Origin of the sequence: Methylocystis sp. H62 (assembly GCF_015709515.1) — a bacterium.
Taxonomy (GTDB): domain Bacteria; phylum Pseudomonadota; class Alphaproteobacteria; order Rhizobiales; family Beijerinckiaceae; genus Methylocystis.
The window spans coordinates 117,724-142,374 of the sequence record NZ_JADNQZ010000056.1 but is presented as its reverse complement, the minus strand read 5'-3'; the positions used below and the strand labels follow the sequence as shown (position 1 = coordinate 142,374).

The following is a 24,651-nucleotide window of genomic DNA, read 5'->3' as shown; positions in this document are numbered from 1 at the left end:
GCGCTATAATGCCTCATGCAGATCATCCCCGTCATCGATATTCGCAGCGGCGCGGTCATGCGCGCCCGCGCCGGCGACCGCGACAGCTACAAGCCAATCTCTACGCCGCTTGCGGCGACAAGCGCGCCGGCCGATGTCGTCGCCGGTTTTCTGACGCTTCATCCATTCGAGAAGATCTATATCGCCGATCTCGACGCGATCGAGGGTCGCGGCGACAACCGCCGCGAGATCGGCGCATTGAGCGAATGCTTCCCGGCGCTGCGCTTCATGGTCGACTCCGGCGCCGCGTCCTGCGACTGGCGCGGCGCAGCGCGCGTCGATTGTGTGATCGGCAGCGAGTCCTTGCGCGACGGCGACTCCCTGCATGCCGCCAAGCATGAGCCCAATGTCGTTCTGTCGCTTGATTTTCGCGACGACGTTTTTTTGGGTCCCGATGCGCTCGACGAATCCCCCAAGCTGTGGCCGCATCAGGTGATCGTCATGACGCTGACGCGCGTCGGCGTCAGCGCGGGTCCCGACTTCGCGCGGGTCTCGCAAATCATCGAGCGTGCGGGAGATCGGCGCGTCTTTGCCGCCGGCGGCGTTCGCGGCGCGGACGATCTTGAACGGCTTGAGGCGATCGGCGCCGCCGGCGCGCTTGTCGCGACGGCGCTGCACGACGGCGCTCTGACGCGCGCCGACCTCGACCGTTTTACGTCGGCGCACAAAAAAAAAGGGAGCCCTGAGGCTCCCTTGTCAAGCGAACCGCCAAAGCTCAGTTGGCGGCGAAAGGATGCTTCGCGGTGACGCGGGCCGACAACACGTTGCGCGCGCTCGGATCGCCCTTCATCGCGCGGGCGATGGCTTCCTTCGTCGCGGTGTAGTTGAAGTCCTGAATCTTCTGATCGTCGTTGGCGTCCCAATGGATGAACACGCCGACGCAAATGAAGAGATCGTCCGCCTGGCTCATCGGAATGACGCCCTCGGCGAGGCTGTCGGCCACCGCTTTGGCGACGCCATATTGCGCCGGGCCGAACATCTGAACGGCCTGCTTGGCGTTCTTGATGGTCACCTTGTTGAACATCATCGTATAGGGCTTCACCAACAGGTTCGGCGCGACGACCGCGAGCAGCGTCGTAAAGCCGTCCTTGTTGTTGACGAGTCCATTGGCGAAGGCCTTCTCCGCGGCGGAGCCGCGCGGACCCATGATCAGGTCGATGTGCGCGACCTCATTGCCGTCGCCGACGAGCGATTCGCCGACGCTGGTCTTGCCGGTGCTCGACGTGAAGCCGGATGACGGCTTCGGAAAAAGCGCGCCCAGTATTTTCTCAAAGAACGAAGCCATAATCCATCCCTTCCGGTGCGTTCGCGTCCCTGCGGCGTCTTCGACTTTGCGCGCGCGGAATGCCCCTATTGCTCGTTGCGTCTCCCCTCAGGGAAGACGAAATTTCTGCTGGCGGCCGCCCCCGCGCGCCAGACTTTAGAACTCTGCGGCGTCATCGTTTTGCCGCGTCGATGCTTGGCCGTTTAAGCGGCGTCGGTCGGCTGCGAGCGCTGCGGCGGGGAGCGTTCGGCTCCCCGCTGCGCATGTTCCTGCGCGGTTCAGTTCGGCGCGAAGGGGTGCTTGGCTTCGTTGCGCTTGGCGACGACTTCCGAAGCCTTCGGCTCGCCCTTGACGGCGCGCGCGATCGCTTCCTTCGTGGCGGTGTAATTGTAGTCCTGGATCTTCTTGTCGTCCGAAGCGTCCCAGTGAATGAACACGCCGACCGCAATGAAGATGTCGTCGGCTTCGTCGACCGGGATCACGCCCTCGGCGACCGAATCCGCAACGGCCTTGGCGACGCCATGCTGCGCCGGGCCGAACATCTGCACGGCCTGCTTGGCGCCCTTGATCGTCACCTTGTTGAACAGGATCGTGTTGGGCTTGCACAGCAGGTTCGGGGCGACGACCGCGAGCAGCGTCGTGAAGCCGTCCTTGTTGTTGACGAGCGCGTTGGCGAAAGCGAGCTCGGCCGCCGAACCGCGCGGACCCATGATCAGGTCGATATGCGCAACTTCATTGCCGTCGCCGACCAGCGACTCGCCGACCAGCATTTTGTTGATTAAAGCCATGTGTTCCTCCCAGAATTCCTCTTGATCGCGCGCGCCATTCGGCCCCGAGCGATTCTATCCCCTCTTCGGCGCCGAGCGAAAAAGCCCGATCCGACCGGTGGTCAGATAGCCGCGAGTCCATCCCGCGCGCGGCGGACTCAACCATTTTTGCGCGGCCTTGCCAAGATGGCCCCAAGATAATCGGCGAAAAGAACCGCGACGGTCAGATCGGCGCTCGTGCCGGGATTCAACCCGCGCTGCTTCAGCGCGCGATCGAAGTCCAACGCCAGTTCGAACGCCGCCGCGCGGCCTTTGGCGCTCTTGAGACTCTTTGTAAAAGGCGCCGCCTCGCCGCGGACCGCCTCGGCGGCGGCGAGGCCATGCTTGCGCGCAATATGGCTATCCGGAAAAGCGGCGAGAAAGGCCGCATAGACGGCGAGCGTTCCGAGCGGCGCATCGGCGCTTCGCGCGCGCGCCTCCGCGAGGGTCTTAAGGCCAAGGTCGAAAATATCACCAAAGCCATTGGCGTATTGCCAGGCGATGCGGTCTCGGTTGGCGGCGGCCCGCATCGCGTCGAGGAGGGTCGTTTGCGCCGGCGCATGGACGTCGTGCTGCGGCGCATCTCCAAGCCCCGCCGGCCGCGCTTGGGCGATGGCGCGAAAGGCGGCGTCGGCGTCGTTGATGTCGAGCGCCTGCAGCACGCGCCCCGTCTCCTGGCGCAGATCGGCGCTTTGCGCGGTCGCGGCGGCTTGCGCCAGCGGCGCGCAGAGCAGCACGATGCCGAGATTGGTGTTCTGCCCGACGCGCGCCCGCGTCGCCTCGATCGCCCCGGAGATGCGCCCCCCGACGCTCGATTGCGCCGCTGCGATGAAGGGCGCGGCGGCCTCGGCGCTGGCGAGGAAATCCGCCGTCGTCATGCCATGGCCGTCGGCGAAGACATGGACGTTGCCGGGCTTTGGCGCCTGCAGCTCCGCTTCGCAGGCGGCGATAAAGCCGGTCGCGATCGCTTGCGGGTCGGCCGCGAAATTCGCCACGTCAGCCGCGAAGGCGCATGCGCGTCATTTGCGCAAGCGCGTCGGAAGTGACTCTGTCGGCGATCGAGAAGGGCGTCACCCGCTGCAGTCCGCTCCAGCCCGCCATGCTGTTGACTTCAAGAATAAGCGGCGCGCCGCGCTCATCATTGATGATGTCGACGCCGGCGAAGTCGACGCCGAGCGCCGCGGCGGCGGCGAGCGCGATCTCCGCCTCCCGCACTGAGGGCTCGACGGCGACTGGTTTCGCCCCTTGCCGCACATTGGTGATCCAATGGCTCGAGCGCCGGCGCATGGCGGCGATGATTTCGCCGCCTGAGACGAGAATGCGCATGTCTTCGAATGGGGGCCGCGCCGGGCCGACGAAGCTCTGCAGATAAAACACCCCGCGCGCGTCCTGAAGCGACGGCAGATCGCTTTCGTCTTCGATCAACCGCAGTCCCCAGCCCTGCGCCCCGAAAAGCGGCTTCATCACGAGGGGGCCCTTGGCGCATTCGCGCCGCGCGATGGCGCGCGCCTGCGCGAGAGTCTGCGCCGCAAAGGTCTGCGGCGTCGGCAGTCCGGCCTGCGCCAGAAGAAAGCTCGCCATGGATTTATCAGTGCAGCGTTCGATCGCGCGCGCGCTGTTGAGCACCGGAACGGCGAGCGCCTCCAGGGCGTGCAGGACGCCGAGCCGCATGGTGATCGCTTCGAGCGAGCCATCGCCGATGGCGCGAACGATGGCGAGATCTGGCAGGTCGCGAAATCCGGGGATGACAAGCCCGTGGGCGCGGCCCGTCTCGATCTTGCAGGCGGAGAGCCGCACGGCGACGGGCGCTGCCCCCTGCCTGCGGAAGGCGCGGAGCGTGCGGATCACATGCCAGTCGAGCTTATCGGTGAAGACCGCCACGCGCGGCGGCGGCCCTCTTTCCTCGCTGAGAGGCGCGAGGGGTTCGGATCTATCGAGCAGGTCGAACGCAGTCACAAAACGCCCCGGCGATCACCCGCCAAACGATTTATCCAGGAGCGCCAGATTGATCTCGCCGGCGCGGAAGGTTTCGCCGGTCTCGACCGCCGTCACCAGCGCTTCTGCCGGCGAAAACAGGCTGCCGTCGATCTTATAGAAGTCGCCCTTATACGCCTTGAAGATTTCGGCGAACGGCCGGCCATAGTCGCGCGAGGTGTCGCTCGGCAACTTTTCGGCGAGCTCCTTGGCGGCGGCGGCCGAGCCCTTCACGAAAAGATGCGCGCGCCCGGCATAGATGATGGCGTCATTGGTGCGGCCCATCGCCTGCACGAAGTCGGGATGGGGCGGCGAGAGCGGCGCCGTCGCGACGCCGTCGATAATGTCGTCGAGCGGAAAATGCAGCTCATGCGCCTTGTGCAACGCCACTTCGAGCACCCGGCCGACCACCTGGACGCCGCCGGCGAGCGACTGCGTCGGCGCATAAATGAAGGCGACTTTGTCCGGCGTCACGCCTGAGCGCGCGGCGACTTTTTCGACGACTTCCTTGGGCGGCGGCGAACCGCTTTCGAGGACGATGGTGACGCGGTCGGCGAGATCGCGATACGACAGTTCATCGAAGAGTTTTTCGGCCCGCGCCTGGGCGCGTCCTGGCCCCGACCCGAGAGCGAAGAATTTCTCGTGGCTCAGACTCCAGCCGGCGTATTGGCTCGCAAGGCAGGCGACGACGGGATCGGCGCTGGTCACGGTCAGCCAGAACGGCCATTTGGGCGCGGCCGGCGCGTGGGAGAGGGTGACGCGTCCAAGTCCGCCCATGCAGATCTCGGTCAGCAGCAGGCCGGCCTCAATGCCGCCCGGGACCTTGGCGCCGGCGTCGATCAGCAATTCGCCGAGACTGCCGCGCTCGACGGCGATCCGATATTTCGCCGCCCCGGCGACGAGACGGTCGACCAGCGCGCCCGCGAGAGCGTTGACGCTTTCCGTCGTACGGCCGCTGATGTTCAGGCTTCCGCTCACTTGTGGCCCTTCCCTTCTTTCGCTCTGTGGCGCTATCCACCCTTGCCCGGCCGTTCTAAGCATAAGCCTGCAGCCGGTTCGAGCCCTGAACTTATAGAGCTTTTCCGCCGAAACGAAAGCCGGGCCGCGTCGCAGCTGTCGAGGACGCGAACCGCTTGGCCATGAAGTTTGAGGTCGAATGTCACAAAATTTCAATCTTTGTGGGTTTAATAAGGCAACCAATCGGCTGATGAAGCGTTGAGCATCGCCTGTGTGTTTCCGCACATCAAACGAGCGTTTTGCGTGTAGGCTGGACAGGACGGTATATTTTTACGCTGAAGGAAGACGAAATGGACGTGCAGCCGATTGAACGGAACGCCGCCGAGCGCACGACCGGAAACCTTGCGTTGACCGACGTGCTCTACGTCGTGATCGCCATTGCGGTCATTCTCTTCGGCAATGTGGCGCTCGTCCGCGCCATGGATGTCGCGCTCGATACTTTGGTTCGCTAATCCCGCCGCTTTGTCGGTCTTTGAAAGCCCGCTTAGTGCGGGCTTTTTGCGTTTTTTGGGCTCTACGACATCAAAGCCTTTGAGTTGGATCAAGGAATTTTGACTGCGCTGAATTGCAGTGACGCCATAGAACAGGCTCCCATCCTCATAGGCCTTCTCCCGGGCTTACAATATCTCCCAATAAATCAACGGCATAGGCCCAAACTCCTGACCCGAGTTCGCAGTGGCGCATTCTGCACCGTTTTTGGCAGAACTGGCGTGCTGCGCCGAAAGGCGTTGAAACACAGGATCGCGCCACGCCAGTTCCCGTCATTCATCTGCGGAGGTTGCGATGGTCAAAGCGTCACAACAACACGCCAGAAGCCAGTGGATCAATGTTGACGCCTTGTATGCGGCGGGCGTCTTGATCTGGATCGTCGTCGTCTGGGCATGCGCCTATTACGTCGCAAGCGATGCGGTCGCCGATGAATCGGCGGGCGTGGGCGGCAACGGCTTTCTCCTCGCCGCCAGTCTCGCGACGGCGGGATTGATTACGGCTTTTTCCCTTAGAGAGTTTTTTGTCGCCTACAAGCGCTTGGGCGGCAAAGAGGCGCGCAACCGGCGGGAGTAAGGCGATGACCAAGGTTGGATTGTTTGTGATGCTGGAGGCGCAACCCGGAAAAGAAATGCAGCTGGCGCAGTTTCTCATCGGCGCTTTGGAGCTGGTCGAGGCAGAACCCGACACCACCGCATGGTTCGCGGTTCGCACGGGGCCCTCCACCTTCGCCATCTTCGACGCTTTTCCTGACGAAGAGGGCCGCGAGGCGCATCTGTCCGGCGAAGTCGCGAAAGCGCTGATGGCGAAAGCGCCGGAGCTCCTTGCCAAACCGCCGTCAATCGAGAAGATAGACGTTCTCGCCGATAAACTCCAGGCCGCCCCTGAACTCGTCCGCGGTAACTGCCGCTGAGGAGGGACGGGCCGCTGGCGCAGCTTCGGGCTGCAACGGGCTCGACCATGGAAGTTATCGTCCTCGGTTACGACGGCTGCCTAGGCGCCGGTTTGATCGGCGCCGTGGACATGCTGAAGTTAAGCTGGCTTACGATTTCCAAGGACGAAAATCGCGAGCCGATCAGCGTCTCCACCGCAAGTTTCGATGGACAGCCAGTCCAGGACAGTAGCGGTCGCCGACTGGAAGTGGACAGCAGCATTACAGCGATCCCAGCGAGCGCCGTCATTGTTCCTGGCTACCTTTGTGACGACGGTGATCGCTTCCTCGGCACAGCGTCGATCGACGCTGCGGCCGCATGGTTGCGGCGCCAACATGCGCTCGGCGCATTGGTATGCGGCTCATGCAGCGGCGTATTTTTGCTTGGCGAAGCGGGTCTCCTCGATGGTCGACGCTGCACGACAACTTGGTGGCGACACGATGAACTGAGAGATCGGTATCCACGCGCGGACGCTCTATGGGGCGCTTCACTGATCGAGGATAGCCGCGTCGTCACGGCGGGAGGCCCTCTGTCGTGGATAGATCTTTGTCTTCATGTGATACGTTCGCTTTATGGCGCTTCCGCCGCCAAGGTCGCCGCCGACTTCACGGTCGTCGACACTGTCCCGTCGACGCAATTCAACTACATTCCACTTGGTCATTTGGCTGCGTCAGACCCGTTTCTATTGAAGGCTGAACACATTATTCGGCAGGCGGGCGACTCTCCGTTGACCGTGCTAGGTCTCGCGCATGCGCTCGGCACTTCGGTTCGAACATTGCACCGCTATCTCCAGCGCGCATCAGGCGAGACGCCGAAGCGCTTCATCGAACGCATTCGTTTCGAAGCCGCGAGAACCCTGCTCGAAACGACGGCGCACACCGTGAAGCGGTTGGCGGCGGGAGCTGGCTATGCTGACGAAGCCAGTTTTCGTCGCGCGTTCTCTCGATATTCAGGTATGACGCCAGGCGCCTACCGAAGATGGGTCCAAGCGCGCCAAAAATAATTGGCGCGTCACTTAAGCGCTCGGGCGCAGCATCACTGCAAAGCGCCCGCCTTGCGTCCAGGTCGGAGCCTCCCTGTGAAACAGCGCTGTCGCTGTCCGATATAGCCCGACCAATGTCTAATCCGGCGCGCTGCGCTGCGCCGCTCTGTGAGCAATCCTGAAGGCCGCCGAGAAATTATCGTCATTTTTCGGTCGAACTGAAGGAGAGAAAAATGAGCGTAACCACTCAATCGGCAGCAGGCGCGATCGATCGCGCCGAGCCGATCGTCGAATTGAAGGGAATGTGGATCGGGCTTGCGGTGCTCAACGGCTTCTACCTCGTCGTGCGCATTTATGAGCAGATTTACGGCTGGCGGGCCGGGCTGGATTCATTCGCGCCAGAGTTCCAAACCTACTGGATGAGCATCTTGTGGACCGAAATTCCGCTTGAACTCATCTCGGGCGTCGGCCTCGCCGGCTGGCTATGGAAGACGCGCGTTCGCGACATGTCGACCGTCACGCCGCGGCAGGAAATGAAGGCCATCGTTGATAATGCCGCGTGGCTCGTGGTCTATGCGGCGGCGATCTATTGGGGCGCGTCCTTCTTCACCGAGCAGGACGGCACCTGGCACATGACGGTGATTCGCGACACGGACTTCACCCCGTCGCACATCATCGAGTTCTACATGAGCTACCCGATCTACTCGATCATGGCGATCGGCTGCTTTTTCCATGCCAAGACACGGATTCCCTACTTCTCGAAGGGCTATTCGGTGGCCTATCTGATCGTCTCGATCGGACCCTTCATGATCATCCCCAACGTCGGCCTGAATGAGTGGGGCCACACGTTCTGGTTCATGGAAGAGCTGTTCGTTGCGCCGCTGCATTGGGGCTTTGTGTTCTTCGGCTGGATGGCGCTCGGCGTGTTTGGCGTTGTCGTCCAGCTATTGCTGAACATTCATCGCGTCATCGGCAAGGAAGGCGTCGAACTGCTGACGGGCGCGTAAGGCTCAAGATTCGCGCGCCGCGCCGCTGTCGGACCTCCAGACGAACGACGGCGCGGCGTGGGAGGAATGAGCAAAAACTCCCAGGATCGACCTCACTTCGTCGCCTCTCGTCGCTTCGGCGTCGGGAGGCGATGGACGTCAGGCCAAAAATTACGGCATTCTCGAATCTAGAGACGCGGCGCCGGAAGGCGAGTGGAGACATGCTCATGATGAGGCCCCTATTGATTCTCATCGCGGCGATCGGCTTGATCGCCCGCGCGGACGCGCAAGCGGTGCGCAGGGATTCCGCCAAGGCGTTCCAGAAAGTTCGGGAATGCTCGGCCCAGATGGGCCCTAACGTCATCACCTTCAGCTTCTATCAGCCGACGCAATCGCGAGATCAGTTCTGCGAGGACGTTCCCGAAACCGGATCGACGACCATCGTGGTCGACACGATGCAGGACGAATTGCGCGATATGATGGTGGAGATCCGGATCGTCGAAGCGGACCCGAAAGGGGAAGATGGCGTCGCGCCGAACGAGGCCTATCTCCCTCCCGCCCAGTTCCGGACAGGAGTGATCCAGCTCGAACACGACTTCAAGAAACAGGGAGATTACGTCGCTCTGGTGCGAGCGCGGAGCCCGGACGGCCGCAAGGAATACAACGCCCGTTTCTTCTTCTCGGTCGGCGAAGAGTTTCTGCGCGCCTGGACCGCTGTCGCCGTCGCCACCACCGTCGCGCTCGCTTTGGGCGCGGGATGGTATGCGAACGCCTTCGGCAAGCGAGCGTCGCAAAAGAGAAGGCTGCGCAACACGTAAGAGCGGCGCGTTCTCGCCTTCGTGGCGACGGTCCGCACGGCCAAGTCTACGCTGCGCCTGGCTCCTCGAAGGACAAGTTCGCCCCCGCCGCCACGGGCGTCGCGCCAGCGGCCAGGGCGTCGCCAAGACGGTCGAGACGGATCATGGCGAGACCTTCTCCGTCTTGTCGCGAGCCTGTGACGCCGATTTCAACGTCGCCGGCGCGTATCGCTTCGCCCGGCCCGGGCGCGTCGCCTTGCGCGCGATATTTCGCGATCCGCTTGCGCACCAGTCCGCGATGCTTCATCCGCGACACGACCTCCTGGCCGACAAAACAGCCCTTCTTGAAATCGATCCCGGCGAGGAGATCCATATTGGCCTCGTGTGGAAAGGTTGCGCCATAGTCGAAATCGACGCCGCCGAGCGGCACGCCGGCATGAATGCGCCGGGCCTCGTAGGCGCGCCGCCCGTCCTCCGTCGGTATCTTGCCTGGTTCTGCGATGGCGCGGAATCCAAGCGGGCCGCGCGGATCGGCGGCGATGGCGACGGCCTCGACCTTGGGCGCCTCCGTCTCATCGGGAAAGGCGATCGCGTCGAGTTCGCCGCTGCGGTTCGTCACCGTCACTTTCGAACGCAGCTTGTAGATGTTCAGACGTTTTTCGAGATCGGCGGCAAGGTCGAGCGGACAGTCGAGCAGGTAGCGTCCTTCGCCCGTGGCAAAGACCAGAAAATCGAACAAAATTTTGCCTTGGGGCGTCAGCAGCGCGGCGTAGCGCGCCTCGTCCGCCTTGAGCGCGGCGACGTCGTTGGTCACTAGATTATGCAGGAACTTGCCCGCATCTTCGCCCGCTACCTCGATGATGGCGCGGTCATCGAGCAGGATCGCCGTGGTCATGTGTCTCTTCCGCCTCCGCCGCCAGCTGCTTGAGTCTCGCGCGCCTTTGGCGCATTAGCAACAAAACTCCATCCGGCGACGACATCGCAAGCGAGGCGCCACTCATGCCGCAGATCTTCGACGTCATCCTCTCCGGCGGCGCGCTCGTCAATCAGGACGGCGAGGGCGCGCGCGACGTCGGCCTTCGTGGCGGCAAGATCGCCGAAATCGGCGATCTGTCTCGCGCCTCGGCCGGTGAGACGATCGACTGTCGCGGCCTGCATATTCTGCCCGGCGTCATCGACACGCAGGTGCATTTCCGCGAGCCGGGCGCCCCGCATAAGGAAGACCTTGAATCGGGATCGCGCGGCGCGGTTCTGGGCGGCGTCGTCGGCGTCTTCGAGATGCCCAACACCAATCCGCTGACGACGGACGAAGCGGCGCTTGCCGACAAGGTGGCGCGCGCGAGCGGGCGCATGCATTGCGATTTCGCCTTCTGGGTCGGCGGCACGCATGAGAACGCCCGTGACCTCGGCGAATTGGAGCGGCTTCCCGGCGCGGCCGGGATCAAAGTCTTCATGGGCTCCTCGACCGGCTCGCTGCTCATCGCCGACGACGCCGGCATCGCGGACGTGCTCTCGCATACGCGCCGGCGCGCCGCCTTTCACAGCGAAGACGAAGACCGGTTGAATCTGCGCAAGTCCCTGCGCATCGCCGGCGATCCGTCGTCGCATCCGGTCTGGCGCGACGTCGAGACGGCGGTGCGCTCGACGCGTCGGCTCATGAACATCGCGCGCGAGAAGGGCGCGCTCGTGCACGTGCTGCACGTCACGACCGAAGAAGAGATCGCGCTGCTCGCCGAGCATAAGGACATCGCCAGCGTCGAAGTGACTCCGCATCATTTGACGATGGACGCGAGCGATTATGCGCGGATCGGCACGCTGGCGCAGATGAACCCGCCGGTGCGCGAGGCGCGTCACCGCGAAGCGCTCTGGCGCGGCGTCGCGCAAGGCGTCGTCGACGTGCTCGGCTCCGATCATGCGCCGCATACGCTCGAAGAGAAGGCCAAGCCTTATCCCACTAGCCCCTCGGGGATGACAGGCGTGCAGACGCTCGTTCCTCTGCTGCTCGATCACGTCAACGCCGGCCGATTGTCCCTGCAGCGCTTCGTCGACCTGACCAGCGCCGGTCCGGCGCGGCTTTTCGGCATCGCCGGCAAGGGACGTGTGGCGGTCGGCTATGACGCCGATCTCACCATTGTCGACATGAAGCGGCGCGAGACCATCCGCAATTCCTGGATCGCCTCGCGCGTCGGCTGGACGCCCTATGACGGCAAAGAAGTCGTCGGCTGGCCGGTCGGCACGTTTGTGCGCGGCGCCAAAATCATGTGGGAAGGCGAACTCGTAACGCCTTCCTGCGGCGCGCCGATGCGCTTCTGGAACGCTCTCTAATCCTCCTTTGGCAAAGTTTGCGCGCACGCCCGGAACATTGCGGCCTCGCGCGCGGTTAGTCGCTCATTCCCAATTGCGCGCAAAAGGAGATGAGCCATGCCGCAGGGAGACAAGTCGGCCTATACCGACAAGCAAAAACGCAAGGCCGAGCACATCGAGGAAGGCTACGCGAAGCGCGGCGTGCCCGAGAAGGACGCCGAGCGCCGCGCCTGGGCGACCGTCAACAAGGACGATGGCGGCGGCAAGAAATCGGGATCCGGCCGCGGCGCCAAGACGGGCCATCCGGCGGCGCACAAGGGCGGCAAGATCGGCGGTGAAGCCTCCGCATCGCGTCCCGCTGCAGAACGCTCGGCTTCCGCCAAGAAGGCCGCCGCAACGCGCAAACGCAACGAACAGCGCGCCAGCTAGCGCCAAGCCATTGCTCTGGACCATAAGGAGATCGCGATGACCGCGCAGAAGGACGTGCAGCCGCAGAACGAAGGCGAAGGCAGCCGCACCGCCGCCAAACAGTATAATGACGCGACACGGAAATTCGTCGAAAGCGGCAAGGTCGACAAGGCGGCGAAAGACGCCGAGCAGGCGATCGAAGGCGACGAGGCGGAAGAGCTGAAGCGCGCCGAAGATGAAGGCCGCGCGCACGCCGCGCCGCATGAGCAGGAGCGCGAAATCTAACTCGATGCTTTGCCGTCGGCGGTCGCGTTCAACCTGCCGAACGGCTCTGCAAATCCCGACGCGGCGATCGCCGCCGCGTCGTTTCCCCAACGCTTCGGCGAGCTTTCAGTCTTCGCTCCAGAAGTAGTGCCAAACGCCGTCCGACCCGATGCCGATGCGCGTCGCGCGCGGCTTTCCTTCGGCATTTGAGCGTATAAGATCGGCGAAACGCACGCAGCGCCACCTTGCGCCCGCCTCGTCCTCATTGGCCGCCGCCTGCGGATGGCGCGCAAAGGCCGGCCATTCGTAGAGCGTCGTCGGCCCGCGGACGATCTTGACGAAGGGCTGAGCAAAAATCGCGCGAATGAGCGAAATCGTCTCTTGCCCCTTGCGGTCGAAGGAAAGCGTCTTCAAAATCTCGATCGGATCGGTTCCGGCCTTGAAGGCGCCGCTCTTGGCGAACAGCGGGCGCGTCTCGTTCCAGTCGATCGGAATGCGGAGCGCCTCGACGTCGCCAGTCTCGGTCGCGGCGAGAATTTTGTCGCGGATCCTGGCGACGGGCGCGGGCAAAAGCGCGAGATCGCCGATCGGGGGCGAAATGACGTCGCCGATGACGCCACCCTTGGGTTTGCGGATCATTTGGCAATGATAGCGCGCGCCGCCCCTGATGCGCCAATGCGCTGAATTTTACCGTTTTCCTACGGCCAAGATTGTCTGCCCGTAACGAAACCGCCATTGTCATCGGCGCGCTCTCGGAGATTAAATGGACGAGCTTCGGCACCAAAATACGCCCACGGGGACACAGACCTCGCCGCGTCTCGAGGGGATGCTGCGCCGGTCGGCGCTTGCGCTCATCGCCGAGCGCGTCTGGCGGGCCGGCTTGGCGCTCGCCACGCTTCTACTGTTTTTTCTGGCGCTCTCCTGGCTTGGCCTTTGGCAGGCTGCGCCGCTCGAGGCGCGCATCGGCGGCGTGGCGCTCTTTGGGTTCGCCGCGCTCTATGTCGTCGCTCGGGAGTCGGCGCGCGGCTTGCCGCATCGCGCAGCCGCGCTCGAACGGCTGGACCGCGGCGCCGACGCCGCGTTGCGTCCTGCGACTTCGCTCGAAGATCGGCTCGCCAGTCCGAACCCCGACGCGGCGGTCGAGGCGCTCTGGGCGCTGCATCGCCAGCGCCTGGAGGCGGCGCTGGCGCAGACGCCGATCGAGGCGCCGCATCCGCGCGTCCCGCAGCGCGACCCCTATGCGCTGCGCGCGGTGGCGCTCGTCGCGGCGGTTGCGGCCGGATTCGCGGCAGGAGATGAAAAACGCGCACGCATCGCCGCCGCGTTTGACTGGCGCACGTCCGCGAGCTTCGGGACCGCCGCGCGCGTCGACGCCTGGCTCGAGCCGCCCGCCTATACGGGACGTCCGCCGATCGTGCTCGCAAAGGAGAGCGACGCGCCCATCGAGGCGCCGGTCAATTCGATGCTGCGCATCCGTCCCCCAGACTCTGGCGTCTCCGTCTCCGGCGGACTGGTCGCCGCGCAGACCGCCGTCGAGGACGCGCAAAAGGGCGCGTCGCAAGAGCAGGCGTTCAAACTTTCTCGCGCGGCGCGCGTGTCGCTTTCCGACGGTCGGCGTTTCGATCTCGCGGCGATCCCAGACAAGCCGCCGACGATCGCCTTGACAGAACCCCCGCGCAACAATGTTCGCGGCTCGATGACGCTCGCGTTCCGCGCCGCGGACGATTACGGCGTCGTCGGCGCCGAAGCGGTCTTCAGCGGCCCGCCCAGCGCGCGACGCGCGCTCTACGAGCCGCCGCGTCTTGCGCTTGCTTTGCCGCCCGGCGGCGGCGGTCAGGGCGAAGCCAAGGCGACAATCGATCTCGCCGACAGTCCTTTCGGCGGCGCGAAGCTCGCGATGCGCCTCGTCGCCAAGGACGCCGCGGACAATGAAGGCGGTTCTGAATCGATCGACGTGACTCTGCCGCAGCGTCGCTTCGTCAAGCCGCTGGCGCGCGCGCTCGCCGAACAGAGGCGCATCCTTGCGCTCGATCCGGATTCGCGCTCAAGCGTTCGCGCGGCGCTCGAGGCGCTGTCGATCGCGCCCGAAGCCTTCGATACGCCTGCCAACATCCATCTCGGCCTCCGCGAGGCGCGCCGCGGTCTCGAGGGTCCGCGCAGCGACGACGAGTTGCGCGGCGTCTGTGAAATCCTATGGGCGATGGCGCTCGGCCTGGAAGAGGGCGACACCTCCCAAGCGGAGCGCGAACTGCGCGCGGCGGAGCGCGAATTGAAGGATGCGATCGCGCGCGGCGACAGCGAGCCGGACATCGCTAAACGCGCCGAGGAGCTTCGCGCCGCGCTCGATAAATTCCTCCAGCAGCTCGGTAGCCGATTGCCGCCCCCGGGAGCGCCGCTCCAAGAGGCGGAAGGCGGCGCCGACACCGTCACCCCCGACGAGTTGCAGCAGATGCTGGACGAAATGAACAGAGCCATGAAGGCGGGCGACATGGCGCAAGCGCAAAGGCTCCTTGAGGAACTCCAGGACATTCTCGAAAATGCGCTGACGTCGCAGGGCGCGGGCCAGCGTCGCGGGCGCGGACGCGAAATGGCGCGCGCGCTCAACGAGCTCGACCAGCTGTCGCGCGAAGAGCAGCAATTGCGCGACGACACCTTTCAGGGGATGAACGCGCCGAGCGACATGGAGACGCGCGGCGCGCGCGGCCATCGTCAGAAGGGCCAGCCGCAGCACGGGGAACTCAGCGCCGAACGCCAGCGCCAAGAGGCGCTTCGCGAGCGGCTTGAGCGCCAGCAGGACGCGCTGCGCGAGGGCGGCGTCGAAGCCGCCGAGGAACTCGACGACGCGCGCCGCGCGATGAAGGAGGCGGAAGACGCGCTCGGCAAGTCCGGCGAAGGCGGCGCCAGGGCGGTCGACGCGCAAGGGCGCGCCGTGCAGGCGTTACGTAAGGGCGCCGACAGGCTGGCGCAGCAGATGCGCGGCGAGGGCGACCAAAGCGCTGAAGAAGAGGGCGGGAGCCCGGGCAGGCGCGGGCGCCGGGGCAAGGGCCGCGATCCGCTCGGGCGGGCGCCCGGCGACGGCAATCGCCCCGACGCCTATGGGAAATATGATCCGCTCGGCCTGCCGCCGGCGCAGCGCGCCCATCGCGTGCAGGAAGAGCTGCGCCGCAGGCTCGGTCAGCCTGAACGCCCGCAGGAAGAGCTCGATTATCTGCAGCGCCTGCTGCGGCGATAAACGCCTTGCCCGCGGGCGCGCGCTTCTCTACAGCGCACCGGGTAGGGAGAAGCGCCGCTCATGCCAAGTTATTCAAATCTGTTGGTCATTGTCGCCGTCGCGGCGGTGATTCTCGTCGTCGTCGCCGGCTTCATCAATATGTTCCGCGGCGGCGAGGGCGCGCCGGCCCGCTCGCAGAAGCTGATGCGCTGGCGCGTCGGTTTGCAATTGCTGGCGCTTCTCATCGTGCTCGGCGTGCTTTACGCGCGAGGCCGCTGGTAAGCGGCCGCTTCACTTGGCTACGCGCTTCTCCAGCCATTCGACGATCAGCGGATCGTCGACCGCGCCCGTCACCGTCACGACGCCGCCGTCCGGGGCGACGAGCGCCGTAAAGGGCAATTCTCCGCGCCAGGCGCTGTCCGCTTCGAAATAGAGCTTTTCGACAAAGTCGTCGGCGAAGCCGTAGTGATCCGCGCTCGAAAGCCCGACCTTCTCGAGTCGCGCTTGTGCGCGGGCCCGGTCATCGTCGCTGTCGGTGTTGACGAAGACGACGTCGAATCCCTTTTTCTCGGCGGCGATCTTCGCCCATTGCGGCAATTCGACGAGGCAGGGCGGACAGGTCACCGACCAGAAATGCACGATGAGCGGCCTGCCGGCGTGAGCCTTGGTCAATTGCCCGAACGCGCCTCGGCCATAGGGCTTGAAGTCGAACGCGGCCGCGCCGCTGGCGGCGAGCGCGAAGGCGAGTGCGAAGGCGAATAGGCGCATGAGGTGAATCCAACAAACCTTTTGAGAATTTGCAGCCAATGTCCTTCCAGGCAAGCCGTATGCCTGACCGGGAGTTCAGAGCAAATTCCAGTGACTCGTGTGGCGACTGTTCATTCCCGATCCGCGCGGCGCGCGCGTCGGGAATGACGCGCGACATCAGCGCAAGGCGGCCGCGCTTTTTTCGTCTCGCGGCAGCGGCATCAGGCGATAGCCTTCCTTATGCGTCAGCCACGACAGATACGCCGCGCCATTATGGGCGATGAGCTCCGGATGGTCGGAGGCGTCCAAGGTTTGCGCCACGACGCGCGGCGCGCTCCAGCTCTTGCCGTTGTCGCGCGACATTTGCATGGCGATCGTCGTCGTCGTGCCGTCGAATTCCTTCCAGACGCGATACAGGCGGCCCTTGGCCGCGATCAGCGTCGGATGTCCGGCGGCGCGCGCGTCGTCGCCGAATTTCTCCGGCTCCGAGAAGCTTTTGCCCGCGTCGAGGCTGCGCGCGTAATAGAGCCCCTGGCGCTTCTTGCCCTTGGTGAACCAGACCACATGCCAATCGCCGGCGGCGTCGATCGCGATCGATGGTCCATGATGCGGGCAGCTGTTGATCGCCCAGTCGTCGTCGGAAACGCGCGTCGCCGTCGCTTGCGCGGCGTCCGCGGAAAGCTTCGCGACCATATGGTCGCGAACATTGCCATCCAGCACCTGTCGCCAGGCGAAGACCGGCGTTCCGTCCTTATCGAGCGCACTCGACATGCGGCAGCATTCGCAGGCGTGATCGATCAGGATCGACTTGCCTTTGAAGGTCTTGCCGCCGTCATCCGAATAGGCGAAGGCGACGCCGCTGCCGAGAAACTCCTTGCCTTCGGCCTTGGCTTTGAGCGCATGCGTCTTGTCGAGCCAACCGGCGTAGATGCGCCCCTTGCGATTGACGACGATGCTGTCGAAGCGCTGACCGCCTTCGCTCAGAAGCGCCTGCGGCGCTGAAAAGGTCTTGCCGCCGTCCGTCGAGCGAGCGGTGAAGATCGTGCCGATCATCTGCTTGTCGGGCCGTGTCGTATAGCTCGCGAGCAGCGTCCCGTCTTTGAGCGCGACGATTTTCGGACGCGCGTCGCCATGCGCGTCGATCATTCCGTCGCCGACCGTGGCGATGGCGGTCGGCGCGGAAAACGTCGCGCCATTATCCGAGGAGGCGGCTGCGTAAAGGCTCTTGCCGACGGAGAAGGCGACCCACAGCCGTCCGTCCTTCGCAAAGGCGGGAACCGCGGTCGCCGCGCAATCCACCTTCGCTTCGGCGCAGGCGGCGGCGGGATGGTGACTCATCGCCGCCGGCGGCGCTGATTGCGCCGGCGTCGCCGTGTCCTTAGGAGCGTCTGCGGACGCGCGCGGCGCTTCTTGCGCGGTCAGCGTGCCGGGGACGCAAAGGGCGAGCAGGGCAAAGGCGATGCGCTTCATTCTTCTCTCCTGTTTGCGGCCCAAGGCGGACGCTTTTAGAGGCGGCCGTGAAATGGCGCCGAGGCGCTAGTGAAATCTGAAACTCTGCACGCCGTCGTAGGAGCCGCCGGGCGGCGGCGGCGCGCGCAGGCCCGAAACGATGGAGCGCGCCAATTGCCCATGACGGGGCGTCGAAGCGGAAACGAGGGTGACCGTGCTCGGCGCGCCTGAGGCGCCAAGACGGAAGCGAACGACGGCGCTTCCCTCGCCGAGATTCGTCACGCCCGGCGAGCGCGCCCGGATCATTTGACCGAGCTTGCGCAGATAGGCGCTGGTGTCGGCATGTTTCTTTTTATCGGCGGCCTTCTCGGCCTTCTCGTCCCGCGCGGCCTTCGGTTTCTGTTCGCGCCCGGCGTCGGTTTTAACCTCGCGCTTTTCGATCTTCTCCTCGGATTTCGTATCCTTGCTCTCTTCGCGCTTCGGTTCGGCGCTGTCTTCGGCTTTCGGCTTTTGCGCCTCGTCGAGCGCGCGCGCCGGTTCGATTGCGCCAAGCGCGCAGGCGAACGCCAATGCAGAAAGACTCAGGGTCAGTCGAGAAATATGCCGCATTTCCTTCTCCTTCTCTAAAAATGCGCGGGCCTCATGCGCATGGATCTTTCAGCGACGGACTGAATTTAAACGGCGTGACGACTCATTTCGGCGTCCCGCGAAATTTGAAAGTTTGTCCCACATCCATGGAGCCGCCCGGCGGCGATGGCGCTTCGACGCTCGACAGGATCTTCTTCACCGTTTCTGAAAGCGCTGGGCTTGTCGTTTTGTCGATCGTCACCTTGTCGATCTTGCCTTGCGCATTGACGTGAAAGCTGGCCGTCACCTCGCCGTCGCCGGCAGGACTTTCCGAAGGCGTTTGCTTGGCGATCGCCGTGTAGAGCACGCCGAGGAATTTGCTCTCTGACATCGCCGGAGCCGCGGCGGGCGCGGCTGCGCCGCCCGTCGTCGCCGGCGCAGCGGCGCGCGCCGGCGCTGTGGTTTGCGTTGGCGCTGCGAGTCGTGCTGGCGCGGGCGCGGCCGTCATGGGCGCGGCCGTCATGGGCGCCGGCCCCGTGGGCGCGGGCTTGGCGTCCTCGGCGTGCGCGGCGCAAGCGGCGAGCGCCGCGGCGATTGGAAGGAGTCGCGCGAACTTCATCTTGCCCCCGAATATCCGAAACGGTCATAGGCGGCGGGCGCGAGCGTCCGCCGCCTATGGTTAATGGAAGGCGAAAGCTTGGCTCACGAAGGCCGAGCTGCACATGCCCGGGCCGCGCGCGGAGGATACGATCCGCCGCGCCAGCGCCGCATGCGCCGGAGTCGATCCCGAAGCCGTGATGCCCGACAGACCGCCGCCCGCATTGACGTGGAACGTCACATGCGCGTTGCCGGAGCCGAGGCTCGTTGAGCCAGGCGTATGCCGGCGAAGCGCGGCGGCGATATGGGCAAGACACGTCGCCTGCGATGCGCCCGAATTCCCGGCCTGTCCCTCAGGCGCGCCGTAGCGTCGACGCGCCTGCGCCTCCTGACGTTGCTGCGCGCGCTGGACCTGTTGCTGCTCGACCTTCTTCTTGACCTTGTCGACGTCTTCCTTCTTGGCCGGCAAGGGCACGGCGTCCGGCGCCATCACCACCGGCGGCGGAAGCGCGATGTCCGGCTCCTCGACCGCTTCGGGCGGCGGCGTGTCGTCGGCCTCGGCGACTTCCTCCTGCTCAAAGAAGTCGCCTTCCGGCACGAGGTCCATGCTGACCGAGTCGAGCGATACCGCCGTTGGCTTCGCCGAATAGGCGAGTATGCCGAAGACCATGACATGCGCCGCGATGACGAGGACGGTCGTCACCGAGCGCAGCCAACCCGGCTTGACCGGCTCCGGACCCGAGGGCGGGTGGTGGTCGCCCTCCCGCGCCATGTCATGGGGACTTAGCGCGAGATCCGTCATTTTTTTGCCCCTGCGGCTGTGGCGGGAGCCTGCGCCGGCGGAGCGCCGACGGCGGCGGGCGCAGCGCGTCCAGGCGCGGCTTTCATGCCTGCGCCGGTCTTGCTGCGCGAGTTGGTCATGATCGCGATATGGGTGATGCCATTCGTCGCAAGCTTATCCATCACCGCAACGACCTCGCCATAGACCGCCTCCGTGTCGCCGCGGATATGAACGACGCGCGACTGGTCGTCGCCCATCATCACCTTGATGCCGTCGATGAGCGCCTCGGCTGAGAGCTCGTCCGCGCCAAGCGCGATCTTGCCGTCCTTGCCCACTGTCACGACGATCGGGTCTTTTTGGTTGATCGGCATCGCGGCGCTCGCCTGCGGCAAGTTCACCTTGACGCCCTTGGCGAGCAATGGCGCCGTGATCATGAAAATGATCAGCAGCACGAGCATGACGTCGACGAGCGGCGTCACATTGATATCGGCGAGCGGCTGATAAAGTCCTTCGGTTGCGCTCTGGCGCTGGCGTGAGGGCATGCCCATTATGCAGCCTCCCGATCGCGACGCGGACGCGACTGATGGCCGCTGCACATCAGGAGAGACTCGTCTTCGATGTAATGCGCGACCTGCTGCCCGGTTCGCGCGAAGGCCGCGCCGATGCGGTTGTAGCCGACGGAGGCGGGGATGGCGGCGGCAAGTCCATAGGCCGTGGCCGCAAGCGCCTCGGCGATGCCGGGCGCGACGACCGCGAGGCTCGTGTCCTGCGACTGAGCGATGCTGGCGAAGCTCGTCATGATTCCCCACACCGTGCCAAACAGGCCGACGAAGGGCGCGACCGACGAGATGACGGCGAGATTCGGCAGGCCGCCCTCCGCCTTGGTCAGGAACTCGCGCGCCGCGCGGCTCATATGGTCGGCGATGCGGGCGCGCTTGTCGCCGATCGTTTCGTCGGGAAGATCGAGGGCAAAACCTTCGCGGCCTGCTTCGGCGACGGGCGCGAGAACGCCGACGTCTCCTCCCGCACGGGCGGAGCGGGCCGACTTGGCGATGCGGGTGACGGCCACCACGCCTTCGACGATGAGCACCCACGTCCAGATCGACGCGAGCAGCAGCAGCGCCATGACGGCCTTTCCGACAGGACCGGCGTTGAGGAACATGGCGAGAGGGGAGAGCGTGTTGTAATCCATTTTCACTCACTCGTTTCATGAGGACGCGCCAGCGGCGACCGCGCAGGCGAAGCGTCAGTTTTTGTTTTGTTATGTCTTCGCGAGAGGAGAGGCCGCTGAGCGGCGAAAGCCCGCAGTTAGACTCCTGCGCGGCGCAATGGAGTCTAACGCAAATTCAGGAAATATGACTCGAGGGTGGGGCGCGCGCGCCATTCGCGCCATTCGCGGCGAAACTCTCGGGCGGCTGCGTGGCGACGGCGCAATGCCGAATTTCAGAAGGGCGCTCTGCGGCTGGCTGCGTCGCCGAAGCGACGCGCTCTGGAAGAACCGCGGGCGCGGCATGGGCGGTCAGGCAGCAGTCCGGACATCTATGCGTAGAATGCGTCGGCGAGCCGTCGCGCTGCGTCGCCCCTTCCTTCTGTACGGCGTTTGCGTGCAGGCCTGCAACATAAGCGGCATGATCGCAGGCGATTCCGCCTTGGTCCGCGAATGCGTGCGCCGGCCGCGCCGCGCCAGATAAAAGAAGCGAGAACATCAGCGCGCAAGCGGCCGCGACGGCAAATGCCGCGCGGAATTCCCGACGCATGGCGCGCAACTGTGACATAATTGTCTCTTAGTTGATTTTTTAACCTTTGACAACGCGCGCAGGCTTGGAAAGTCTCGGTTTACAGGTTCATGTGCGATTACGGCGTCGCTAAAGTTAACGGCGTCGAATTCGCAAGAGCCTATGCGCATTCGCCAACTCCTCACTCTCCTCGCTCTCCTTGCGCTCGTCGCGAGGCTAGTATCGCCCTGCGAGGCGATGGCGTCGAGATCCGTTGACGCGCCGAACGCGCCGATCGCCAAGTGCCATTTGCTGGCGAGCGCGCCGTCTCTCGCCAAGGGCGATGCGGATCAAGCGCCTGCGGGCGACATGGATCGTGACGAGGGCTGCGCCTGCGCGCTCTGCCAGATCGGCTGGAGCGCGCCGCCGCCGGCGGATGCCGTTTTTGCGATCCGTGGCGTCGAACACAATCTCGCGCCGCGGGCGCCGCCAACGCAGGCCTTTGTCCCTTCGCGGCCAAACCGCAGCGCCCCTCCGCGGGGACCTCCTTCCTTCGTCTGATCTGCCGAACGTACGACGGCGAAAGCCGTTCAGGTCAGTCGCGCCGCTTTGACCGGCGCCAGAAGGAAGAATCCCATGTCTCGCTACTCGCTCCTGCGCGGCGTTTCGATCGGCGCTCTCACCGTCCTTGCGCTTTCCGAATTTTGGCCCGCCCCTGCCGCCGCGCAGCAATCGCTGCCGACCATCGACGTCGGCGGTCAGCGCCGCGGCGTTCCGCGTGGAACTCAGCGCGTCGCAGGCCCTGGGACCGGCACAAACCTGGCTCCGAGCCCGTCCGCAGCGCCTTCGCCGCCATCGATATGGGCGGCGACGCTTCCCGACGGCAAGCCGGCCTTTGTTCAGAAGTGGCAATTGCCCAACACGGTCGCGAGCGTCACGCGTCAGCAGATCAATCGCACAATCAACATCGTCGACACGGAAGACGCGGTCAGATACATGCCGAGCCTGTTCGTGCGCAAACGCAATAGCGGCGACACTCAGGCGGTTTTGCAGACGCGCACCTGGGGCGTCGCCTCCTCGGCGCGCAGTCTCGTCTATGCGGACGATCTGCTGCTGACGGCGCTTATCGGCAATGACAACACGATCGGCGCGCCGCGCTGGGGCCTCGTCGCGCCGGAGGAAATAGAGCGCGTCGATTTCCTCTACGGACCGTTCGCGGCGCAGTACCCCGGCAACTCGCTTGGCGGCGTGTTGAAAATCACGACGCGCATGCCCGAAAAGCTCGAAGTCTCGGTCAGGAACACCACCACGATCCAGGATTTCTCCCAGTGGGGAACGTCGAGAGGCTTCGTCAATAACGTCTCGAGCTTTTTTATCGGCGATAAGGTCGGCGACTTTCTCTGGACGGTGTCCGGCAACTGGCAGCGCGGATCGCAGCAGCCGCTCACCTATGTCACGACGCCGAATTTCTATCCCGGCGGCTATCTGGCGACGAACGTCTACGGCACCACATTCGCCAACGTCATCGGCTCGACAGGCAATCTCGCCAACGATCAGATCAATGCGAAACTCAAGTTCGCTTATGACTTCACCAACACGATCCGCGGCACGTACACATTCGGCTTCTGGTCCAACGACGGCCAGTCTTATCCCGAGAACTACCTTACTGCGGGCAATGCCCCCTACTGGGGCGTGACGACCACCGGGCGCGGCCTGAGCAACGCCATTTTGCAGAATTTCGCGACGCAGGGCCGTTACCGGATCCAGGAAAAGATCATGGTCAACGCCGCGGCGTTGCGCTCAAACAGCGGCGGTCCGTTCGACTTCGAAGTTTCGGCCTCGAATTTCACCTATTTGCAGTCGGATCAGATTTCGCCCTGGTCAGCCGCCGTGCCCTTTGGCGGCTACACGCAGACTGGCCGCGATACGGTCTTCACCGGCACTTATTGGACGCTCTTCGACGCGAAGGGCATCGTGCGGCCGCCAGAAGGAATCTTGCAGGGCCACGACATATCCTTCGGCGTGCACGGCGATCAGTTTCACCTGAACAATCCCGTCTGGCTGACGACAAACTGGACCGCGGGGACCGGTGCAAGCACAGGCGCCGCGGTGACGATCGCTCAGGGCACGACGCGCACGCAGGCGCTGTGGTTCCAGGACGCCTTCTTCATTACGCCGGATCTGAAGTTCACGGCCGGTCTTCGCGGCGAGCACTGGCAGGCGTCGGACGGCTACAATCAGGCGGCGGGCGTCAACAATTTCGGCACCGGGCTGACAGGCTCGACACGCTCATGGCTGCCGATCTACCAGCCCAATCTCTACAGCACCCGCTTCTCGCCCAAAGGATCGCTCGAATACAGGTTCGATGAGGATTGGCGCGCCGTCGGATCTATAGGCATGGCGAACCGTTTTCCGACCGTGCGCGAACTCTACAACCTCGCGACCGTCGGCGTTAATGGCGTCGCGACCAACCCAAATCCCAATTTGCGTCCCGAGTCGGCGCTCAGCAAAGAGCTGATGATCGAGCGCCGGCTCGGACCGGATGGAACCGCGCGCGTCTCCTTTTTCGACGAAGAAGTGCGCGACGCGATCATCAACCAGCTGGTTTCCGTGCCCGGTTCAGCCGCGCAGCTGGTGCAAACGCCGACCAATGTTCAGCGCATCCGCAACAGCGGCGTCGAAGTGGCGTTCCAGAAAGACAACTTCGGCTTCAGGGGGCTCGAGGTGCTCGGCAGCGCCACCTGGCTCAATGCGCGGGTCATCTCCGACCCGACCTGGGCGCCAAACGTTTCGAATTTCGAGTTCCCCTGGGCGACGTCCGTCGCCGGCAAGACCGTGCCGAACGTTCCTGAATGGCGCGGAACGCTCGCCTTTACCTATCGGCCGGACGATCACTGGGCATTCACGGTGGCCGGCAGATATCAGAGCAAGCTGTGGCGCACTCTGGCGAACAATGACCGCGCCTACGGAATCTATTTCGCCTTCGATCCGTTCTTCGTCGTCGACACCAAGATCCATTACAAATGGAACGAACGGTTCTCCGCCGATTTCGGCGTCGATAATATCGGCAACTATCGATACTTCCTGTTCCATCCGTTCCCGCAAAGAACCTTCTATGTCTCCGGACGGTATCAGTTCGGCGAGACCAAGGGGGAGCCAGGCCTGTTCTACACGGGCAATGAAGGCGGCTGGCCGGATTTCGGCTCTTGGTTCCAGCCGGTCGCCTGGAACTGGTGAGGTCCGGGTCGCGAAGTGGGAGGCGCACGCTTTCCGCAATCTCTCCAGCCACGTCAGTTTTCAAACGCCGCGTGACAAACAAAAAAGC

At 64.3% G+C, this 24,651-nt stretch carries 29 protein-coding genes; 14 read left to right on the top strand and 15 right to left on the bottom strand.

Annotated features, from left to right (window positions below; translation table 11 throughout):
• The first annotated feature begins 15 nt into the window (after window positions 1-15).
• A complete protein-coding gene (locus IYY11_RS14780; RefSeq protein ID WP_196404531.1) occupies window positions 16-786 on the top strand; it encodes a HisA/HisF-related TIM barrel protein in 771 nt (256 codons plus the stop codon).
• On the opposite strand, the gene fae (IYY11_RS14775) is transcribed toward IYY11_RS14780, so the two are convergent.
• From fae (IYY11_RS14775) to mch, 5 genes are all read right to left on the bottom strand, one after another.
• Complete coding sequence (gene fae / locus IYY11_RS14775) at window positions 755-1,324, bottom strand: formaldehyde-activating enzyme (RefSeq protein ID WP_246719997.1); 570 nt, start codon at window positions 1,322-1,324, stop codon at window positions 755-757. The genes IYY11_RS14780 and fae (IYY11_RS14775) overlap by 32 nt on opposite strands.
• A gap of 257 nt (window positions 1,325-1,581) precedes the next feature.
• Window positions 1,582-2,091: a formaldehyde-activating enzyme gene (gene fae, locus IYY11_RS14770; RefSeq protein ID WP_018406101.1), complete on the bottom strand. Its 510-nt coding sequence runs from the start codon at window positions 2,089-2,091 to the stop codon at window positions 1,582-1,584.
• A 137-nt stretch (window positions 2,092-2,228) separates the two neighbouring features.
• A complete protein-coding gene (locus IYY11_RS14765) occupies window positions 2,229-3,104 on the bottom strand; it encodes a triphosphoribosyl-dephospho-CoA synthase (protein ID WP_196404530.1) in 876 nt (291 codons plus the stop codon).
• A 1-nt stretch (window position 3,105) separates the two neighbouring features.
• Entirely contained in the window at window positions 3,106-4,065 is a 960-nt protein-coding gene (locus IYY11_RS14760; RefSeq protein ID WP_312029732.1) for a RimK family alpha-L-glutamate ligase, read from the bottom strand.
• Between the two features lie 15 nt (window positions 4,066-4,080).
• A complete protein-coding gene (gene mch / locus IYY11_RS14755; RefSeq protein ID WP_196404529.1) occupies window positions 4,081-5,061 on the bottom strand; it encodes a methenyltetrahydromethanopterin cyclohydrolase in 981 nt (326 codons plus the stop codon).
• A gap of 329 nt (window positions 5,062-5,390) precedes the next feature.
• On the opposite strand from mch, the gene IYY11_RS14750 reads away from it, so the two are divergent.
• From IYY11_RS14750 to IYY11_RS14725, 6 genes are all read left to right on the top strand, one after another.
• Window positions 5,391-5,552 (top strand): hypothetical protein, encoded by a 162-nt coding sequence (locus IYY11_RS14750; RefSeq protein WP_196404528.1) that lies wholly within the window; start codon window positions 5,391-5,393, stop codon window positions 5,550-5,552.
• 331 nt (window positions 5,553-5,883) lie between these two features.
• Window positions 5,884-6,162, top strand: a complete 279-nt coding sequence (locus IYY11_RS14745; protein ID WP_196404527.1) for a hypothetical protein — start codon at window positions 5,884-5,886, stop codon at window positions 6,160-6,162.
• 4 nt (window positions 6,163-6,166) lie between these two features.
• Window positions 6,167-6,499, top strand: coding sequence for a putative quinol monooxygenase (locus IYY11_RS14740; RefSeq protein ID WP_196404526.1), 333 nt, complete (start codon window positions 6,167-6,169; stop codon window positions 6,497-6,499).
• A gap of 47 nt (window positions 6,500-6,546) precedes the next feature.
• On the top strand, window positions 6,547-7,521 hold the full coding sequence (locus IYY11_RS14735; protein WP_196404525.1) for a GlxA family transcriptional regulator: 975 nt from the start codon (window positions 6,547-6,549) through the stop codon (window positions 7,519-7,521).
• Between the two features lie 212 nt (window positions 7,522-7,733).
• Complete coding sequence (gene amoC, locus IYY11_RS14730) at window positions 7,734-8,507, top strand: bacterial ammonia monooxygenase, subunit AmoC (RefSeq protein WP_196404524.1); 774 nt, start codon at window positions 7,734-7,736, stop codon at window positions 8,505-8,507.
• Window positions 8,508-8,713: 206 nt separating this feature from the next.
• A complete protein-coding gene (locus IYY11_RS14725) occupies window positions 8,714-9,304 on the top strand; it encodes a hypothetical protein (protein WP_246719995.1) in 591 nt (196 codons plus the stop codon).
• A 46-nt stretch (window positions 9,305-9,350) separates the two neighbouring features.
• Here IYY11_RS14725 and IYY11_RS14720 read toward each other — a convergent pair whose 3' ends face one another.
• Complete coding sequence (locus tag IYY11_RS14720) at window positions 9,351-10,178, bottom strand: folate-binding protein YgfZ (RefSeq protein ID WP_196404522.1); 828 nt, start codon at window positions 10,176-10,178, stop codon at window positions 9,351-9,353.
• A gap of 104 nt (window positions 10,179-10,282) precedes the next feature.
• On the opposite strand from IYY11_RS14720, the gene IYY11_RS14715 reads away from it, so the two are divergent.
• The 3 genes from IYY11_RS14715 (at window position 10,283) to IYY11_RS14705 (ending at window position 12,280) form a co-directional block, all read left to right on the top strand.
• Window positions 10,283-11,608: a dihydroorotase gene (locus tag IYY11_RS14715; protein ID WP_196404521.1), complete on the top strand. Its 1,326-nt coding sequence runs from the start codon at window positions 10,283-10,285 to the stop codon at window positions 11,606-11,608.
• Between the two features lie 96 nt (window positions 11,609-11,704).
• Window positions 11,705-12,016: a plasmid stabilization protein gene (locus IYY11_RS14710; RefSeq protein WP_196404520.1), complete on the top strand. Its 312-nt coding sequence runs from the start codon at window positions 11,705-11,707 to the stop codon at window positions 12,014-12,016.
• Window positions 12,017-12,052: 36 nt separating this feature from the next.
• Complete coding sequence (locus tag IYY11_RS14705; RefSeq protein WP_196404519.1) at window positions 12,053-12,280, top strand: hypothetical protein; 228 nt, start codon at window positions 12,053-12,055, stop codon at window positions 12,278-12,280.
• A gap of 105 nt (window positions 12,281-12,385) precedes the next feature.
• On the opposite strand, the gene IYY11_RS14700 is transcribed toward IYY11_RS14705, so the two are convergent.
• Window positions 12,386-12,898 (bottom strand): hypothetical protein, encoded by a 513-nt coding sequence (locus tag IYY11_RS14700; protein ID WP_196404518.1) that lies wholly within the window; start codon window positions 12,896-12,898, stop codon window positions 12,386-12,388.
• A gap of 124 nt (window positions 12,899-13,022) precedes the next feature.
• Between IYY11_RS14700 and IYY11_RS14695 the strand changes: the two genes are divergently transcribed.
• Window positions 13,023-15,491 (top strand): TIGR02302 family protein, encoded by a 2,469-nt coding sequence (locus tag IYY11_RS14695; protein ID WP_196404517.1) that lies wholly within the window; start codon window positions 13,023-13,025, stop codon window positions 15,489-15,491.
• A gap of 60 nt (window positions 15,492-15,551) precedes the next feature.
• The gene (locus tag IYY11_RS14690) at window positions 15,552-15,752 is read left to right on the top strand and encodes a twin transmembrane helix small protein (RefSeq protein ID WP_154452631.1); all 201 of its coding nucleotides are present in this window, start codon (window positions 15,552-15,554) and stop codon (window positions 15,750-15,752) included.
• Between the two features lie 9 nt (window positions 15,753-15,761).
• Here the strand turns inward: IYY11_RS14690 and IYY11_RS14685 are convergent, their stop codons facing one another.
• The 8 genes from IYY11_RS14685 to IYY11_RS14650 form a co-directional block, all read right to left on the bottom strand.
• On the bottom strand, window positions 15,762-16,238 hold the full coding sequence (locus IYY11_RS14685; protein WP_196404516.1) for a TlpA disulfide reductase family protein: 477 nt from the start codon (window positions 16,236-16,238) through the stop codon (window positions 15,762-15,764).
• Between the two features lie 156 nt (window positions 16,239-16,394).
• A complete protein-coding gene (locus tag IYY11_RS14680; RefSeq protein WP_196404515.1) occupies window positions 16,395-17,687 on the bottom strand; it encodes a sialidase family protein in 1,293 nt (430 codons plus the stop codon).
• A 66-nt stretch (window positions 17,688-17,753) separates the two neighbouring features.
• Window positions 17,754-18,275, bottom strand: coding sequence for a hypothetical protein (locus IYY11_RS14675; RefSeq protein ID WP_196404514.1), 522 nt, complete (start codon window positions 18,273-18,275; stop codon window positions 17,754-17,756).
• 82 nt (window positions 18,276-18,357) lie between these two features.
• Window positions 18,358-18,852 (bottom strand): TonB C-terminal domain-containing protein, encoded by a 495-nt coding sequence (locus IYY11_RS14670; RefSeq protein ID WP_196404513.1) that lies wholly within the window; start codon window positions 18,850-18,852, stop codon window positions 18,358-18,360.
• A gap of 60 nt (window positions 18,853-18,912) precedes the next feature.
• Window positions 18,913-19,632 carry an energy transducer TonB gene (locus IYY11_RS14665; RefSeq protein WP_196404512.1) on the bottom strand — a complete coding sequence of 240 codons (720 nt, stop codon included), beginning with the start codon at window positions 19,630-19,632 and terminating at the stop codon, window positions 18,913-18,915.
• Complete coding sequence (locus tag IYY11_RS14660; RefSeq protein ID WP_196404511.1) at window positions 19,629-20,159, bottom strand: biopolymer transporter ExbD; 531 nt, start codon at window positions 20,157-20,159, stop codon at window positions 19,629-19,631. The genes IYY11_RS14665 and IYY11_RS14660 overlap by 4 nt, the downstream gene beginning before the upstream one ends.
• The gene (locus IYY11_RS14655; protein ID WP_196404510.1) at window positions 20,159-20,803 is read right to left on the bottom strand and encodes a MotA/TolQ/ExbB proton channel family protein; all 645 of its coding nucleotides are present in this window, start codon (window positions 20,801-20,803) and stop codon (window positions 20,159-20,161) included. The genes IYY11_RS14660 and IYY11_RS14655 overlap by 1 nt, the downstream gene beginning before the upstream one ends.
• A gap of 154 nt (window positions 20,804-20,957) precedes the next feature.
• Window positions 20,958-21,386, bottom strand: coding sequence for a hypothetical protein (locus tag IYY11_RS14650; protein WP_246719993.1), 429 nt, complete (start codon window positions 21,384-21,386; stop codon window positions 20,958-20,960).
• Between the two features lie 123 nt (window positions 21,387-21,509).
• On the opposite strand from IYY11_RS14650, the gene IYY11_RS14645 reads away from it, so the two are divergent.
• The gene (locus IYY11_RS14645) at window positions 21,510-21,887 is read left to right on the top strand and encodes a hypothetical protein (protein WP_196404509.1); all 378 of its coding nucleotides are present in this window, start codon (window positions 21,510-21,512) and stop codon (window positions 21,885-21,887) included.
• 75 nt (window positions 21,888-21,962) lie between these two features.
• Window positions 21,963-24,563, top strand: coding sequence for a TonB-dependent receptor (locus tag IYY11_RS14640; protein ID WP_196404508.1), 2,601 nt, complete (start codon window positions 21,963-21,965; stop codon window positions 24,561-24,563).
• The last annotated feature ends 88 nt before the right edge of the window (window positions 24,564-24,651 follow it).

Coding starts and splice junctions, on each gene's coding strand:
- IYY11_RS14650 (WP_246719993.1), bottom strand. CDS start 21,386: ATGTCACAGTTGCGCGCCATGCGTCGGGAATTCCGCGCGGCATTTGCC.
- IYY11_RS14670 (WP_196404513.1), bottom strand. CDS start 18,852: ATGAAGTTCGCGCGACTCCTTCCAATCGCCGCGGCGCTCGCCGCTTGC.
- IYY11_RS14725 (WP_246719995.1), top strand. CDS start 8,714: ATGATGAGGCCCCTATTGATTCTCATCGCGGCGATCGGCTTGATCGCC.
- IYY11_RS14660 (WP_196404511.1), bottom strand. CDS start 20,159: ATGGGCATGCCCTCACGCCAGCGCCAGAGCGCAACCGAAGGACTTTAT.
- IYY11_RS14700 (WP_196404518.1), bottom strand. CDS start 12,898: ATGATCCGCAAACCCAAGGGTGGCGTCATCGGCGACGTCATTTCGCCC.
- IYY11_RS14710 (WP_196404520.1), top strand. CDS start 11,705: ATGCCGCAGGGAGACAAGTCGGCCTATACCGACAAGCAAAAACGCAAG.
- IYY11_RS14740 (WP_196404526.1), top strand. CDS start 6,167: ATGACCAAGGTTGGATTGTTTGTGATGCTGGAGGCGCAACCCGGAAAA.
- IYY11_RS14675 (WP_196404514.1), bottom strand. CDS start 18,275: ATGCGGCATATTTCTCGACTGACCCTGAGTCTTTCTGCATTGGCGTTC.
- IYY11_RS14680 (WP_196404515.1), bottom strand. CDS start 17,687: ATGAAGCGCATCGCCTTTGCCCTGCTCGCCCTTTGCGTCCCCGGCACG.
- IYY11_RS14745 (WP_196404527.1), top strand. CDS start 5,884: ATGGTCAAAGCGTCACAACAACACGCCAGAAGCCAGTGGATCAATGTT.
- fae (WP_246719997.1), bottom strand. CDS start 1,324: ATGGCTTCGTTCTTTGAGAAAATACTGGGCGCGCTTTTTCCGAAGCCG.
- IYY11_RS14645 (WP_196404509.1), top strand. CDS start 21,510: ATGCGCATTCGCCAACTCCTCACTCTCCTCGCTCTCCTTGCGCTCGTC.
- fae (WP_018406101.1), bottom strand. CDS start 2,091: ATGGCTTTAATCAACAAAATGCTGGTCGGCGAGTCGCTGGTCGGCGAC.
- amoC (WP_196404524.1), top strand. CDS start 7,734: ATGAGCGTAACCACTCAATCGGCAGCAGGCGCGATCGATCGCGCCGAG.
- IYY11_RS14735 (WP_196404525.1), top strand. CDS start 6,547: ATGGAAGTTATCGTCCTCGGTTACGACGGCTGCCTAGGCGCCGGTTTG.
- IYY11_RS14685 (WP_196404516.1), bottom strand. CDS start 16,238: ATGCGCCTATTCGCCTTCGCACTCGCCTTCGCGCTCGCCGCCAGCGGC.
- IYY11_RS14715 (WP_196404521.1), top strand. CDS start 10,283: ATGCCGCAGATCTTCGACGTCATCCTCTCCGGCGGCGCGCTCGTCAAT.
- IYY11_RS14750 (WP_196404528.1), top strand. CDS start 5,391: ATGGACGTGCAGCCGATTGAACGGAACGCCGCCGAGCGCACGACCGGA.
- IYY11_RS14655 (WP_196404510.1), bottom strand. CDS start 20,803: ATGGATTACAACACGCTCTCCCCTCTCGCCATGTTCCTCAACGCCGGT.
- IYY11_RS14690 (WP_154452631.1), top strand. CDS start 15,552: ATGCCAAGTTATTCAAATCTGTTGGTCATTGTCGCCGTCGCGGCGGTG.
- IYY11_RS14705 (WP_196404519.1), top strand. CDS start 12,053: ATGACCGCGCAGAAGGACGTGCAGCCGCAGAACGAAGGCGAAGGCAGC.
- IYY11_RS14695 (WP_196404517.1), top strand. CDS start 13,023: ATGGACGAGCTTCGGCACCAAAATACGCCCACGGGGACACAGACCTCG.
- IYY11_RS14780 (WP_196404531.1), top strand. CDS start 16: ATGCAGATCATCCCCGTCATCGATATTCGCAGCGGCGCGGTCATGCGC.
- IYY11_RS14640 (WP_196404508.1), top strand. CDS start 21,963: ATGTCTCGCTACTCGCTCCTGCGCGGCGTTTCGATCGGCGCTCTCACC.
- IYY11_RS14665 (WP_196404512.1), bottom strand. CDS start 19,632: ATGACGGATCTCGCGCTAAGTCCCCATGACATGGCGCGGGAGGGCGAC.
- IYY11_RS14720 (WP_196404522.1), bottom strand. CDS start 10,178: ATGACCACGGCGATCCTGCTCGATGACCGCGCCATCATCGAGGTAGCG.